The following is a 13094-nucleotide window of genomic DNA, read 5'->3' on the forward strand; positions in this document are numbered from 1 at the left end:
CTCGGCGCGGGTGTGGGTCCCGCCCGTCGGCACGCTCTTAGTTCAGGATATAAATAAAGAGCCGTAAAATGTCAACGACGCTGCGCCGGACGGTCGCGGACCACCCCGGGGATTGGTCCGGGAGAACGAATCCGCGCCGGATCCTTGACTCCGCCGAACCCCGCGATGTTAACTGCGAACCGCTGTCGGAACCGGTTCCGTGACCGCCACCCGGGATCGTTCCGCCGCGACACGCACCCCTTCGGGCTGACTGGTTCGCGCTCCTCGCACCACCCGGTACCGCTCCTCCGGCTCACGGCGCCGGGCGGGTGACCTGGGGGCGGACCCGCCGCACCACCCGACGCCGGCGCGAGCTGTGGGGCTCGCCCGGTCCGTTTCGCACGTCCTCCCCCCGATCAGCAGGCAGGCCGATGAGATCAACGACGTTCTCCCCCGTACACCGCCTCCTCGTCATCGCCACCACGTTCGTCACCGCGGTCACCACCGCGGCGGTGGTCGGCTCCGCGCCGGCCCAGGCCGCCGCGTGCGGCACCACCAACCTCGCGCAGGGCCACCCGGCGACCGCGTCCTCGACCGAGAACGGCGGGACCCCCGCCTCGGCCGCGGTCGACGGCAACGCCGGGACGCGCTGGTCCAGCGCGTTCAGCGACCCGCAGTGGCTGCAGGTCGACCTGGGCTCCGCGCAGCAGCTCTGCGACGTGGTCCTCACCTGGGAAGCCGCGTACGCCACAGCATTCACCGTCCAGCTGTCCGGTGACGCGAACAGCTGGACGACGGCGTACTCGACCACCACCGGCACGGGCGGCACGCAGACCGTGCCCGTCACCGGCACGGCCCGCTACCTGCGGGTCAACGGCACCCAGCGGGCGACCGGCTACGGCTACTCCCTCTGGGAGGTCGCCGTGCACGGCACCGGCGGCGGGACGACCATCCCGCCGACCGACCCGCGCAACCCGGACCTCGGGCCGAACGTGTCGGTGTTCGACCCGTCGACCCCGGCCGCGACCATCCAGAACCGGCTGACGCAGCTGGCGAACCAGCAGCACACCAACCAGTTCGGCACCGAGCGTTACGCCGTGCTGTTCAAGCCGGGCACCTACAACGCCGACGTCAACCTCGGCTTCTACGAGCAGGTCGCGGGCCTGGGCCTCTCCCCCGACGACGTCAACCTCAACGGCCACGTCCGCGTCGAGGCGGACTGGCTGCAGCAGGGCGACAACCCGGCCAACAAGGGCAACGCGACGCAGAACTTCTGGCGTTCCGCCGAGAACCTCTCGGTGACGCTGCCGGCCGGGCAGGTCGAGCGCTGGGCCGTCGCGCAGGCCGCGCCCTACCGCCGGATGCACCTGAAGGGCAGCCAGATCCAGCTGTGGAACGGCGGTGACGGCTGGGCCAGCGGCGGCCTGATCGCCGACAGCAAGATCGACGGCGTGGCCGTGTCCGGTTCGCAGCAGCAGTTCCTCACCCGCAACAGCGAGCTCGGCGGCTGGCAGGGCGGCGTGTGGAACATGGTGTTCGTCGGCTCGACCGGCACCCCGCCGGCCAGCTTCCCGAACCCGCCCGAGACGGTCGTCGGCCAGACCCCGGTGATCCGCGAGAAGCCGTTCCTCTACGTCGACGGCTCGGGCAGCTACAACGTGTTCGTCCCGGCCCTGCGGCAGAACTCCGTCGGCACCAGCTGGGGCCACGGCGCGCCGGCCGGGCAGTCGATCTCGCTCAGCGAGTTCTACGTCGCGCACCCGTCCGACTCGGCCGCGACCATCAACGCGGCTCTGGCCGCGGGTAAGAACCTCCTGGTCACGCCGGGCGTCTACCACCTCGACCAGGCGCTGAACGTCACGCGCCCGGACACGGTTGTGCTCGGCCTCGGCCTGGCGACGCTGATGCCCACCAGCGGCACCGCGGCGATCACGACGTCCGATGTGGACGGTGTGAAGATCGCGGGCCTGCTGATCGACGCCGGCGCGGTGAACTCGCCGGTGCTCGTGCAGGTCGGCCAGCCGGGGTCGAACGCCAACCACGCCGCGGACCCGACGTCGCTGCACGACGTGTTCTTCCGGATCGGCGGCGCCGCCGTCGGGAAGGCCACGCAGACACTGGTGGTCAACTCGAACAACGTCATCGGCGACCACATGTGGCTGTGGCGCGGCGACCACTCGAACGGCGTCGGCTGGAACGTCAACACCGCGGCGAACGGCCTGGTGGTCAACGGCGCGAACGTGACGATGTACGGCCTGTTCGTCGAGCACTACCAGCAGTACGAGGTGCTCTGGAACGGCAACGGCGGCCGGACGTACTTCTTCCAGAACGAGATGCCGTACGACCCGCCGGACCAGGGCTCCTGGTCCAGCGGCGGCGGCCGGCAGGGCTGGGCGGCGTACAAGGTGGCCGACTCGGTGACCAGCCACGAAGGGTGGGGCCTGGGCAGCTACTGCTTCTTCCAGACCAATCCGTCCATTGTGGCCAGTCACTCCTTCGAGGTGCCGAACACCTCCGGGGTCCGGTTCCACAACCTCGTTTCGGTGTCACTCGGCGGCGTCGGCACGATCGCGCACGTCATCAACGACTCGGGTGACGCCGCGAACACCGGGCACCAGGTGAGCCCGCTGGTCAGCTACCCGTAACACGGCAGCGACGTACGCGTCCGGGCGGACCAGCCAGGCTTCGCCCGGACGCGCACCGAGTGCTCCGCCCACCGGGATCTCCGCGGACCGCACCCCCTCGGCTCGCACCCCGGGGGTCGTCAGCACGAGAAACCCTTGACGGGCCAGGTCCCGCAACCGTCCATTCGCGACGGTGACGTCCGGCAGCAGCACCCCCGGCCCCGGCGGTGGCACCGCGCCCCGCGGGGGCCGACCGGCGAACGGCCGGTCCGGGTCCGGCGTGGTCAACGGCGAATCCGGGTACCAGAACGGTTCGGCCAGCCGTCCCGAGTCGACCTGCTCGTGCACCGCCGGGTCGGTCGCCGCGCGGGTGAGGACGTCCAGACGGCGTTCGCGCTGCCCGTCGTCCTGCGGCACCAGGAAGTCCATGGTGGCCGTGGTGACCGCCGCGTTCTCGGCGGCCGCCGCGTGCCGCTCGGTGTGGTAGCTCTCCAGCAGCTCCTCGTCCGCGTCGCCGCGCAGGACCCAGGCGAGCTTCCAGGCCGCGTTCTCCGCGTCGGCGACCCCCGAGTTGAGCCCGCGCGCCCCGAACGGCGCGACCAGGTGCGCGCAGTCCCCGGCCAGCAGCACGCGGCCGACCCGCATCCGGTCGACGAGCCGCGTGTGGAACCGGTACACCGAACGCCAGACGACCTCGTAGGGCCGGTCGCCGATGATCGCCCGGATCCGGTCGTCGAGGGCACCGCCGGTCTCCTCGGCCACGAGGTCGTAGTCGTCCGGGACCTGCCAGTCGATGCGGAACCGCGAGTCCGGGCACGGGTGGATGAGCACCTGGCGGCCCGGGTTCCACGGCGGGTCGAAGTGGAAGCGGCGCTCGGCCGCCCAGCCCGGCAGGTCGGCGCGGATGTCGCAGATGAGGAACAGGTCGCGGAAGGAGAACCCGGTCAGGTGCTGGCCGAGCGCCCGCCGCACGGTGTCGCCCCGCGAACCCGCACAGGCGATCGCGTAGTCGGCCTCGATCCGGCGCGGCCCGTCCTTCGTCTCGCACTCGACCACGACACGGCCGGGCTGGGTCACTCCGGTGACGCGGTGGCCGCGCCGGACGTCGATCAGCGGCTGCTCGGCGATCAGCTCGTCGAGGACTTCTTCGACGCGGGCCTGCGAGAGGTTGACGAACGGCGGCAGCGCCGAGCCACCGTCGGGGAGCTTCAGCGAGAACAGCTCGGTGTCGCGGTGGAACGTCCGGGCGGTCGTCCAGGTGAGGCCTTCCTCGGCGAGGCAGCCCGCGCCGAGGGACGCCCAGACGTCCAATGTGTCCCGTTGCTGGCAGATCGCCTTGGACCCCACGGGGTCGCGCACCTCGTGTTCGTCGACGAGCACCACGGGTACGCCCCAGCGCGCGAGCAGCAGCGCGGCCGTCTGGCCGACCGGGCCGCTGCCGAGGACCGCGACCGTCATCCTTGGAGCTGGTCCCAGACTTCGCGGTCGCGCTCGGCGGTCCACACCACCGGCCGCTCGATGCCGCCCAGCTCGTCCCACAGCCGCGAGACGTCGAAAGGCAGGCAGTGCTCGAAGATCGGCCACTGGCCGTACTGACCGACGAGGGCCGCGTGCGTGCGTTCGAAGGCGTCCTTCAGCGTGCCGCCGGCTTCGCGGGCCGCGCCGACCTCGCGGATCATCGTGTCCAGGAAGTGCCGGGTCTGCGCGATGGCCGCCCCGACGGCGTCGCGGCCCCGGCTCACGCCGCCGCGTCCGCCGATCAGCGTCTCGGCCCCGAACTCGCCGACGCGGTCCAAAGTGGACGACGCCCAGTCGCGGTGGAACGCGTCACCTGTGTACAGCGCGGCTTCGGCTTCCACGAGGTCGCCGGCGTAGAGGATCTTCCGGCGCGGCAGCCAGGCGACGATGTCGCCTTCGGTGTGGCCGCGGCCGCAGTACTGGAGGACGAGGTCGCCGCGGTCGCCGCCGAGGTCGATGGTCAGCCGGTCGGAGAAGGTCAGCGTCGGCCAGGTCAGGCCGGGCACCGAGTCGGCGCCCTTGGCCAGCCGCGGCATCCGGCCGAACTCGCTCGCCCAGTCCTCCTTGCCGCGCTCGGCGACCAGGGCCCGGGTGTTCTCGTGCGCGACGATGACTTCGGCGTCGAAGGCGGACGCGCCGAGCACGCGCACCGCGTGGTAGTGGCTCAGCACCAGGTAGCGCACGGGTTTGTCGGTGTGCTCACGGAGTTTCGCGAGCCATTCGGCCGCGGCGACCGGCGTGGCCAGCGCTTCGAAGCAGACGAGGAAGTCCTCGCCCTCGATCGCGCCGATGTTCGGGTCTCCCTCGGCCGTCAGCGCGTAGACGCCGTCGTCCAGGACTTCCAGGGTTTGCGCTTTCTCCGCCAGGTCGGCCGAAGAGGCGAAGGCTTTCTTCGTCACGGCGAGCGCTCCTTCTGATCGTCAAAGCTTTGACTATCTCGCCGGTCACAGTAACCCGCCGGGGCGGTGCGCGGAACCCCTTCGCCTAATCTGGGCCGCATGACCGACCGACCGGCCGAAGACCTCGACTACCTCTCGTTCGTCGACTACGCGATCGGGAAGACGAAGGCGGAGCTGCCGGACACCGACCCCGTCGCGATGCGCCTCGGCCTCACCCTGCACCGGCTGGCCGGCGCGCTGGTCTACGACTGGGAGTCGACGGTGCACCGTCCCCGCGGCCTGAGCTGGGGCGGGTTCCGGGTGCTGTTCGTGCTGTGGCTGGGCGGCCCGCTGGAGTCCCGCCACGCGGCGCGCCTGGCCGGGATGAGCCGCGCGGCGGTGTCGGCGCTGGTCAAGACGCTGGAGCGGGACGGCCTGGTGACGCGCGCGCAGGTCCCCCGCGATCGGCGGGCGGTCCGGCTCGCGCTGACCGAGGCGGGCCACTCGGCGGTGACGGACGCGTACCAGGCGCACAACGCGCGCGAGCGGGAGTGGGCGGCGTCGCTGACGCCGTCGGAGCAGACGGTCCTGATCGGACTGCTCGAGAAGCTCACCACGAGCCCGGTGGCCGCGGCGGCGCAGCGCCTGGCCTAGCTGGCCAGCCCGGGCAGGGTGTGCCCGGTCTGCTCGGCCTTCGCGCGGAGGTACCGGACGTTGTTCTCGGTGGCGAAGACCCCGGTCGGCACCTGCTCGCGCACGGCGATCCCGGCTTTGCGCAGCTGAGCGGCCTTGTCGGGGTTGTTCGACAGCAGGTCCACCTCCGTGACACCCAGCGCTTCGAGCATCTGCGCGGCGACGGCGTAGTCGCGGGCGTCCTCGGGCAGGCCGAGCGCGGCGTTGGCGGCGTAGGTGTCGAGGCCCTGGTCTTGCAGCGCGTAGGCGTCGAGCTTGTTGTAGAGCCCGATCCCCCGGCCTTCCTGACGCAGGTAGAGCAGGTAGCCGCCGGCCTCGGAGATCCGTTCGACGGCCTCGGCCAGCTGAGGCCCGCAGTCGCAGCGCGCGGACCCGAAGACGTCCCCGGTGAGGCATTCGGAGTGCGGCCGCACAAGCGGCACGTCCCCGGGAGTACCGAGCACGAGGGCGAGGTGCTCACCCCCGTCGTCCAGGCCCCGGAAGGTGACGGCGTCGGCCTCGACGGCGACGCCGCCGTGGAGTCGCAGCGGGATCCGCACCCGCGTCCGCACCTCAGCCGTCATGCCTTCTCCCCTGGGATCGCCCACGTGATCGACCCTACCGGAAGTTCAAATTCGAACAGTCGGCGTTGTGTGCCGGGTCATCGCTTGATCGAACACCGCGAGGCGCGGGGTTCTTCCCGGTTCGAACACCGTTGGGTGTCACAAGCCTCACTTGAGCAACAGCGCGGGCGATGTCGACCTCCTCTGGATCGCCGACTCCTACTTCTGATGTCACTCGCGACTGGCGCGCTGTGGCCCGCAGTTCAACGATCGGGTCACGTACGACGCCATCGGATGGCGCCCCGGGGCGGCCGCCTCCACCACCCCGCCGGCGGAGCCTGCCACCAGTGTCGGGGAAGGCACCTACCAGGTCGGCGAGGACATGGAGCCCGGCAGCTACAAGGCCGACTGCGCGGGTCATGGCTACTGGGCCCGGCTGCGCGACGACTCCGGGAACGACATCATCGCGAACGATCTCAAGGCCAACGGTGGCCTGATGCGGTTCACCACCAAGAAGGGCGAGTACGTCGAGATCTCCGGCAGGTGCACCTTCTCGAAGGTGAAGTAACCCCGTCGAGCCGGAAAACCGGTGGCGCCCCGGTCGTATCCTCAGCGCATGATCCCCGGTGCCACCGCCGCGTCGTTCCTGCTCGTCGTCATCCTCGGGGCGATGTCGCCCGGGCCCGACTTCGTCGTCGTCACCCGGTCCTCGCTCACCGGTGGGCGGCGCGCCGGCATCGCCGCCGGGGCCGGGATCTCGCTCGGGGTCTTCGCGTGGGTCGTCGCCATCGCCTTCGGGGTCGCCGCCGTGCTCACCGCCTCGGCCGTCGCCTTCGGCGTCGTCAAGCTCGTCGGGGCCGCCTACCTCGTGTTCCTCGGGGTGAAGGCCTGGCTGGCCGTGCGCCGCGGGGAGTACCGGGACCTCGGCGACACCGGCCCAGGGAAGTCCCTGAAAGCCGGCGCCGCCTTCCGGCAGGGGCTCTTCACCAACCTGCTCAACCCCAAGGTCGCCGTCTACTTCCTCGCCCTGCTCCCCCAGTTCCTGCCCGCCGACGGCGCCACCCTGCAGACGCTCGAGCTCGCCGCCATCGCGACCGCCGGCACCATCCTCTGGTTCGCGGCCCTCGCCCTCGTGGTCGGCGCGCTGAAGCGGTTCTTCAGCGACGGCCGCGTCCGGCGGGGCCTCGACGCCGTGCTCGGGAGCGTGCTCGTCGCGCTCGGGGTCAAGGTCGCCGCCGAAACGGCCTGAGGGCCGCCACCGTCACAGCTTTTCGGCCGCCAGCGCCGTGCCCTCCACCCGCGCCCGGATCTTCGCGAACGCGATGTCGCGCGAAGTCGACGTGTCGTCCGCAAACGGCGAGAACCCGCAGTCGTCGCACGTGCCGAGCCGGTCGGCCGGCAGGTACTTCGCCGCCGCGAGCACGCGGTCGCGGACCTCCTCCGGCGTCTCCACCCGCGGGTCGATCGGGTCGATCACGCCGACGAAGATCCGCTGGTCCGCCTTGAGGTTGTCGCGGATCACCTCCAGCGCCGCGGCCGGCTCGGCCTCGCTCGCGAGCTGGACGTAGAAGTTGCCCGCCTTGAGCGACAGCAACGCCGGCAGCAGGCCCGCGTAGTCGACGTCGAGGCTGTGCACCGAGTCCTGGTCGCCGCCCGGGCAGGTGTGGACGCCGATCTTCGCGCGCTCCTCCGCCGTGAACCGGTCGAGGACGGCGTTGTTGAGGTCGACGAACTGCCGCAGCAGCCCACCGGACGGGTCGAGCTTCAGCGACAGCCGCCCTTCGGTGAAGTCGATCTGGACGGTATGGGCCCCGGCGTCGAGGCTGCGCCGGATGTCCGCCTCGGCTTCGTCCACGAGGTCGGCGACGAACTCCTCCTGCGAGTACCCGTCGATGCCGTCGCCCGGGTAGATCAGTGAGATCGCGGACGCGGCGATCACGGCCTGTTTGACCGCCCGGTCCGTGAGCGCTTTCGCCCGCGTCAGGTACTCGTCGGCGTGGGTCGCGTAGCGGAACGGGCCCGCGGTCAGCCGCGGCAGCTGCCGGGTGTGCCCGTCGGCGAAGGGGATGACGACGCCGTCGGGCGCCAGCGCGGTCAGCCCGGCCAGCGGGTAAGTCGCGAAGCTCGGCTTGCCCTGCTCACCGTCCGACACGACCGGCGAGCCGGTCTCCTCGAACCGGCTGATCGTGTCGGCCAGCGCCCGGCCCTCCAGCTCGGCGAGCGCGGCGGCGTCGATCCGTCCGGCGGCGAACGCGCCGAGCCCCTCGACGAGGTACCCGGGGCGCGGGATGCTGCCGATCGGTTCGGTGGGCAGGGTCATGGAGTCCTCCGCGGTTTGAAGGTCCAGACCGGCCTCTGACCGGCGCGAAGCCGGCCTGGCCGGCCTCGTGTCCGCCCGAACGTAGCGTGGTCCCGGGCGGTCACGGAGCGCGGATCACCCGGTCGGAGCAGCAAAAAGCACAAAATGAGAAGACGTTTGGCGGTTAGCCGGGAGGACGATTGGGTATTCGCTACGGCGACACGGCGGGTTCGGCGCCGAAGGAGTACCCCGATGCTCAGTCACCACGATCGCACCGAGCTCGAGAAGATCGAGCGGAACCTCGAGGTCACCGACCCCGATCTGGCCACAGCCCTGCGCGAAGGGCGGCGCCCGAAGTCACGTGCGCTCCGCAGCGCCCTGCTGATCTCCGTCGACGTCGTCGCCGTGACCCTGCTGGTCCTGGGGTTGATCTTGCCCGACCCCGGCGTCACCCTCTGCGGGATCCTCGCCCTCACCGGCACCGTCTGGACCCACGTGGCGCGCCACCGGATCTGACGTTCTGGGGCAGACTGGGCCCGTGAAGTGGGTCCTGCACGTCGACCTCGACCAGTTCATCGCCGCGGTCGAGATCGCCCGCCGTCCGGAGCTGCGCGGGAAGCCCGTGGTGGTCGGCGGCAACGGCGACCCGACCGAACGCGCCGTCGTCGCGACCGCGTCCTACGAAGCCCGCGAGTTCGGCGTCCAGTCCGGCATGCCGCTGCGGATCGCCGCCAAGCGCTGCCCGGACGCCGTCTTCCTGCCCAGTGACCCGCCCGCCTACCTCGAGGTGTCCGAGCACGTGATGGCGGCGGTGCGGCAGCTCCCGGTGGTCGTGGAGGTGCTGGGCTGGGACGAGGCGTTCATCGGCGCCGAAACCGACGCCCCGGAGGCGCTGGCGGCCTCGATCAAGGACGCCGTGCTGCGCGAGACCGGGCTGTCGTGCGCGGTCGGGATCGGCGACAACAAGCTGCGCGCCAAGCTCGCGACCGGGTTCGGCAAGCCGGGCGGGATCTTCCGGCTGACGCAGGAGAACTGGTGGGACGTGATGGCCGCGCGCCCGACCGACGCGCTGTGGGGCATCGGCGGCAAAACCACCAAGAAGCTCGCCGAGCTGGGCGTCCACACCGTCCTCGACCTCGCCGGCGCGGACGTCGAGGCGCTGGCCACGCGGTTCGGCCCGAAGACCGGCCCGTGGCTGCGCCTGCTCGGCGGCGGCATCAGCGACGCGGAGGTGAGCGCGACGCCGTACGTGGCCCGCTCCCGCAGCCGCGAGACGACGTTCCAGCGCGACCTCACGGACCCGGCGGAGATGGCCGCCGAGGTGTCGGCGCTGGCCAAGCGCGTCTGGCAGGACGTCCTCGACGAAGGCCGGCCGGCCGCGCGGGTCGCGGTGAAGGTGCGGTTCGTGCCGTTCATGACCCACACCCACAGCATCACGTTGCCGGAGCCGACGTCGGACGCGGCCGAGATCGAGCGAGCGGCGCGGGAGGTGCTGGGGATGTTCGAGCTGACCCGCGCGGTGCGGCTGCTGGGCGTGCGGGCGGAGTTCCTCCGCGAAGACTAGGCCGGTCTGCCGCGGCTAGAGCCCGTCCGGCAGGGGCAGCGGCCGGTCCGGGTCCAGTGCGACGCCGACCGCCTGGAGCGTGTGGTCGAGCATCGCCCAGATCGTGCCGCTGAGCTGGGCCGTCAGCTGGTCCAGGGTGAGCGCGCCCGGGTGGTCGAGCCAGCGGGCCGTCGCCGATTCGACGTAGCCGACCAGGCCGAACGCGATCGTGTCGGCCGGGGCCGGGTCGCGGCCGAACGCCGTCAGGTAGCCGGCGAACAGGCTGCTCAGGTGGCGGGCGATCGTGCCGCGGACGTCCGCCGGCCCCGGTTCCGCGCGCGCCAGGTAGCGGTGCAGGGAGACGTGCTCGGTCAGCCAGCGCAGGTGCGTCGCGATCACCGTCGAGATCATCTCGTTCGGCGAGCCCGAGGGGTGCCAGAGCGGCTCGAGCTCGGCCGTCACCAGCTCGGCCGCCCGCTGGGCGATGGCCCGCTGCAGGTCCGCCGCGTCGTCGAAGTGCTTGTACAGCCGCGTCCGGGCGACGCCGGCGCGCTCGGCGATCTGCTCGGTCGAGACGTCGGGGCCGTGCTCGGCGATCGCTTCCAGGGCCGCGTCGACGAACTCGGCGCGGCGCCGTTCCTGCTGGCCCGCCCAGCGCGCCGCCCGTCCGTCGACCTTGGTCACGGCGGAAGCCTACTCACGGCCCGCGAGCCGGTGTACGCTCCCAAACTAGCTAGTACAGCGTGTACCCCCTACTTTCGGAGGCCGCCATGGGCGTCGAGGCCCAGGACCGGGACGTGACCGCGGCTCGCCTGCTCAAGAGCTCCGCGAAGAACTCCTACGACCCGTACGTGGACATCGACTGGGCCGCGCCGCTCGCCGAGGGCAAGGCGTACATGCCGCTCGAGCGCGTCTCCCTCTACGGCACCGACCTCTGGGCGAAGCTGACGCCGGAGCAGCGGATCGAGCTGTCCAAGCACGAGATCGCCAGCATCATGAGCGTCGGCCTCTGGTTCGAGATCGTCCTGATGCAGCTGCTCGCCCGGTACGTCTTCGACCTCGACGCGCGCACCGAGCACGCCCAGTACGCGATGACCGAGATCGGCGACGAGACCCGGCACTCGGTGATGTTCGCCCGCACCGCCGACCGGCTCGGCGTGCCGCGCTACGGCGTCCCGAAGGTCGTCCACCGCGCCGCGAAGGTGTTCGGCGCGACCGCCGCCGGGCCGTCGATGTTCGCCAGCGTGCTGGTCGCCGAGGAGACCACCGACCGGCTGCAGCGTTCGATGATGGACGACGACGGCATCCAGCCGCTGATCCGCTCGGTCAACCGCATCCACGTCGTCGAGGAGGCCCGGCACGTCCGGTTCGCCAAGGAGGAAGTCCTGCGGGAGACGCCGAAACTGTCGAAGGCGGCGCTGCACCGGCACCGGGTGCGGACCGCGCTCGTCGCGTTCGGCGTGATCGACAGCATGGTCGACCCGCGGGTCTACCGCAGCGTCGGGATCGACGCGCGCGAAGGCCGGGCCGCGGCGCTCGCGAACCCGCACTTCCACGAGACGCGCCGGTGGATGGCGGAGAAGATCGTGCCGTTCCTGCGCGAGGCGGGGCTGATCGGCGGCCGGTCCGAGGGCATTTGGCGGCGCGCGCACCTGATTTGACCCGGGAGGGGAAATTTCCCTTCCCGGGAGGGACCGGCTTGCGCCAGGATTCGGCGGTGACCGAGGGATTCCCACCGCCGCAGCCGCTTGAACCCGCACCGCCGCAGCCGCCGCGGGCGCCGGCGCCCGCACCGCGCCCCTTTCTCGCGCGGCCCGTCGCCACCGGCCTGATCGGCGTGGTCGTCGGTGCGTTCCTGGTCGGCGTGCCGTGGCTGGTGCTGGGCCTGCTCGGCGGCGGCCCGAGCGGCCAGGCCCTGACCGCGCCGGCGAACCTCGGCGGGCTCGGCAAGGCCCAGGACGCGATCGCGAAGCTCGACGCCGCGCGCGGCAAGGCGACGATCGACCGCATCACCAAGACCGACCAGGAGACCGCCACCCGCGTGTCGGCGGCCTACGACGGCGCCGGCGCGGTGGTCCAGGACTACCAGGACGAGCGGCTGCTGCGGTCGGTCCAGCTGGTCGCCGTGCGCGCGCCGTCGCCGGAGCTGTTCGCGCCCTTCGAAGACGTCCAGGCCCTCGGCGTGGCCAAGCCGGGCACCGAGCTGGTGCGCGTCGGCGCCGTGCAGTGCCTGGTGCACAACGCCCCGGCCGCGCCCGGCTCGACCCCGGACCCGGACCAGTCCTTCGTCCTGAACTGCCAGCGCACCGGCCCCGGCTTGACCGTCGCGGTGCGGAGCCTGGGCACCGAGGGCAACCACGACCCCCAGGAGCTCGCCGGGATCGTCGAGCAGGCCTGGCGGGAGCTCGGGTGATCACCATCCGGACGGCCCGCGCCGACGACGAGGCCGTGCTGGCGAAGCTCGACGAGCGCACGTGGGACTCGCTGGTGTCGCCCGCTCCCCCGCCGCCGCCCGGCACGCCGTTCTTCGACGAGGACACCCGCCCCGAAGACTTCCTCGTCGCCGAACACGACGGCGCGGTCGCCGGCTACGTCCGCATCGCCGAAGGCTTTCCGATCGCCGCCCACCGCCACGTTCGGGTGATCGGCGGGCTCGCCGTCGACCCGGACCGGCGCCGGCTCGGCATCGCGCGCCGGCTCGTCGACGCCGCCGTGGCCGAAGCGCGGCGGCGCGGCGCGCGCAAGGTGACGTTGCGCGTGCTGGGTCACAACGCCGCCGCCCGGCGGGTCTACGAGAGCTGCGGGTTCGTCGTCGAAGGCGTGCTGCGGGCGGAATTCCGCGTCGACGGCGCCGACGTCGACGACGTTCTCATGGCCCGCTCGCTCGCTTGACAGCTTCCCGGCGGCTTTGCCATCCTGGTCGTGGGCCGAGAGGCGCTGCGACGGAACTTTTTCCGCCACGCTCGGCCCGGACCACGACTCCAAGGGCGCCTCCCGCGAGGGAGGTGCCTTTCTTGG

At 71.8% G+C, this 13094-nt stretch carries 14 protein-coding genes and 1 riboswitch; of the genes, 9 read left to right on the forward strand and 5 right to left on the reverse strand.

The genetic code is table 11. The features are described from left to right. Positions 1–410: 410 nt before the first annotated feature. On the forward strand, positions 411–2624 hold the full coding sequence (locus tag ACZ7PG_RS41005; RefSeq protein ID WP_470244589.1) for a discoidin domain-containing protein: 2214 nt from the start codon (positions 411–413) through the stop codon (positions 2622–2624). On the opposite strand, the gene ACZ7PG_RS41010 is transcribed toward ACZ7PG_RS41005, so the two are convergent. Then, positions 2526–4061 carry an FAD-dependent monooxygenase gene (locus ACZ7PG_RS41010; protein ID WP_470244590.1) on the reverse strand — a complete coding sequence of 512 codons (1536 nt, stop codon included), beginning with the start codon at positions 4059–4061 and terminating at the stop codon, positions 2526–2528. The two genes, ACZ7PG_RS41005 and ACZ7PG_RS41010, sit on opposite strands and share 99 nt — an antisense overlap. Next, the gene (locus ACZ7PG_RS41015; RefSeq protein ID WP_470244591.1) at positions 4058–5020 is read right to left on the reverse strand and encodes an MBL fold metallo-hydrolase; all 963 of its coding nucleotides are present in this window, start codon (positions 5018–5020) and stop codon (positions 4058–4060) included. Before ACZ7PG_RS41015 ends, ACZ7PG_RS41010 begins: the two co-directional genes overlap by 4 nt. 99 nt (positions 5021–5119) lie before the next feature. On the opposite strand from ACZ7PG_RS41015, the gene ACZ7PG_RS41020 reads away from it, so the two are divergent. Next, a complete protein-coding gene (locus tag ACZ7PG_RS41020) occupies positions 5120–5653 on the forward strand; it encodes a MarR family winged helix-turn-helix transcriptional regulator (protein WP_470244592.1) in 534 nt (177 codons plus the stop codon). On the opposite strand, the gene ACZ7PG_RS41025 is transcribed toward ACZ7PG_RS41020, so the two are convergent. Continuing rightward, on the reverse strand, positions 5650–6255 hold the full coding sequence (locus ACZ7PG_RS41025) for a GTP cyclohydrolase II (protein WP_470244593.1): 606 nt from the start codon (positions 6253–6255) through the stop codon (positions 5650–5652). The genes ACZ7PG_RS41020 and ACZ7PG_RS41025 overlap by 4 nt on opposite strands. A 361-nt stretch (positions 6256–6616) precedes the next feature. Between ACZ7PG_RS41025 and ACZ7PG_RS41030 the strand changes: the two genes are divergently transcribed. Beyond that, complete coding sequence (locus tag ACZ7PG_RS41030; RefSeq protein WP_470244594.1) at positions 6617–6802, forward strand: hypothetical protein; 186 nt, start codon at positions 6617–6619, stop codon at positions 6800–6802. A 48-nt stretch (positions 6803–6850) separates the two neighbouring features. Beyond that, on the forward strand, positions 6851–7483 hold the full coding sequence (locus ACZ7PG_RS41035) for a LysE family translocator (protein WP_470244595.1): 633 nt from the start codon (positions 6851–6853) through the stop codon (positions 7481–7483). A 12-nt stretch (positions 7484–7495) separates the two neighbouring features. On the opposite strand, the gene ACZ7PG_RS41040 is transcribed toward ACZ7PG_RS41035, so the two are convergent. Further along, the gene (locus ACZ7PG_RS41040; protein ID WP_470244596.1) at positions 7496–8554 is read right to left on the reverse strand and encodes a cobalamin-independent methionine synthase II family protein; all 1059 of its coding nucleotides are present in this window, start codon (positions 8552–8554) and stop codon (positions 7496–7498) included. Positions 8555–8785: 231 nt separating this feature from the next. Here ACZ7PG_RS41040 and ACZ7PG_RS41045 point away from each other — a divergent pair, with 231 nt between their 5' ends. Both ACZ7PG_RS41045 and ACZ7PG_RS41050 read left to right on the forward strand, forming a co-directional pair. Beyond that, positions 8786–9049, forward strand: a complete 264-nt coding sequence (locus tag ACZ7PG_RS41045) for a DUF3040 domain-containing protein (protein ID WP_470244597.1) — start codon at positions 8786–8788, stop codon at positions 9047–9049. Positions 9050–9071: 22 nt separating this feature from the next. Continuing rightward, complete coding sequence (locus tag ACZ7PG_RS41050) at positions 9072–10097, forward strand: DNA polymerase IV (RefSeq protein WP_470244598.1); 1026 nt, start codon at positions 9072–9074, stop codon at positions 10095–10097. Between the two features lie 15 nt (positions 10098–10112). On the opposite strand, the gene ACZ7PG_RS41055 is transcribed toward ACZ7PG_RS41050, so the two are convergent. Next, positions 10113–10760: a TetR/AcrR family transcriptional regulator gene (locus ACZ7PG_RS41055; protein ID WP_470244599.1), complete on the reverse strand. Its 648-nt coding sequence runs from the start codon at positions 10758–10760 to the stop codon at positions 10113–10115. An 86-nt stretch (positions 10761–10846) separates the two neighbouring features. Between ACZ7PG_RS41055 and ACZ7PG_RS41060 the strand changes: the two genes are divergently transcribed. From ACZ7PG_RS41060 to ACZ7PG_RS41070, 3 genes are read left to right on the forward strand one after another with little or no spacing between them, the layout of a single operon-like run. Continuing rightward, complete coding sequence (locus ACZ7PG_RS41060; protein WP_470244600.1) at positions 10847–11737, forward strand: AurF N-oxygenase family protein; 891 nt, start codon at positions 10847–10849, stop codon at positions 11735–11737. Between the two features lie 56 nt (positions 11738–11793). Then, complete coding sequence (locus ACZ7PG_RS41065) at positions 11794–12489, forward strand: hypothetical protein (protein WP_470244601.1); 696 nt, start codon at positions 11794–11796, stop codon at positions 12487–12489. Further along, positions 12486–12968: a GNAT family N-acetyltransferase gene (locus ACZ7PG_RS41070; RefSeq protein ID WP_470244602.1), complete on the forward strand. Its 483-nt coding sequence runs from the start codon at positions 12486–12488 to the stop codon at positions 12966–12968. Before ACZ7PG_RS41065 ends, ACZ7PG_RS41070 begins: the two co-directional genes overlap by 4 nt. Before the next feature lie 31 nt (positions 12969–12999). Next, positions 13000–13076, forward strand: a riboswitch (S-adenosyl-L-homocysteine riboswitch). Positions 13077–13094: the final 18 nt, after the last annotated feature.

The sequence above is a fragment of the Amycolatopsis sp. NPDC114504 genome (assembly GCF_055633595.1).

Coding starts and splice junctions, on each gene's coding strand:
- ACZ7PG_RS41005 (WP_470244589.1), top strand. CDS start 411: ATGAGATCAACGACGTTCTCCCCCGTACACCGCCTCCTCGTCATCGCC.
- ACZ7PG_RS41030 (WP_470244594.1), top strand. CDS start 6,617: ATGGAGCCCGGCAGCTACAAGGCCGACTGCGCGGGTCATGGCTACTGG.
- ACZ7PG_RS41060 (WP_470244600.1), top strand. CDS start 10,847: ATGGGCGTCGAGGCCCAGGACCGGGACGTGACCGCGGCTCGCCTGCTC.
- ACZ7PG_RS41040 (WP_470244596.1), bottom strand. CDS start 8,554: ATGACCCTGCCCACCGAACCGATCGGCAGCATCCCGCGCCCCGGGTAC.
- ACZ7PG_RS41020 (WP_470244592.1), top strand. CDS start 5,120: ATGACCGACCGACCGGCCGAAGACCTCGACTACCTCTCGTTCGTCGAC.
- ACZ7PG_RS41035 (WP_470244595.1), top strand. CDS start 6,851: ATGATCCCCGGTGCCACCGCCGCGTCGTTCCTGCTCGTCGTCATCCTC.
- ACZ7PG_RS41010 (WP_470244590.1), bottom strand. CDS start 4,061: ATGACGGTCGCGGTCCTCGGCAGCGGCCCGGTCGGCCAGACGGCCGCG.
- ACZ7PG_RS41045 (WP_470244597.1), top strand. CDS start 8,786: ATGCTCAGTCACCACGATCGCACCGAGCTCGAGAAGATCGAGCGGAAC.
- ACZ7PG_RS41025 (WP_470244593.1), bottom strand. CDS start 6,255: ATGACGGCTGAGGTGCGGACGCGGGTGCGGATCCCGCTGCGACTCCAC.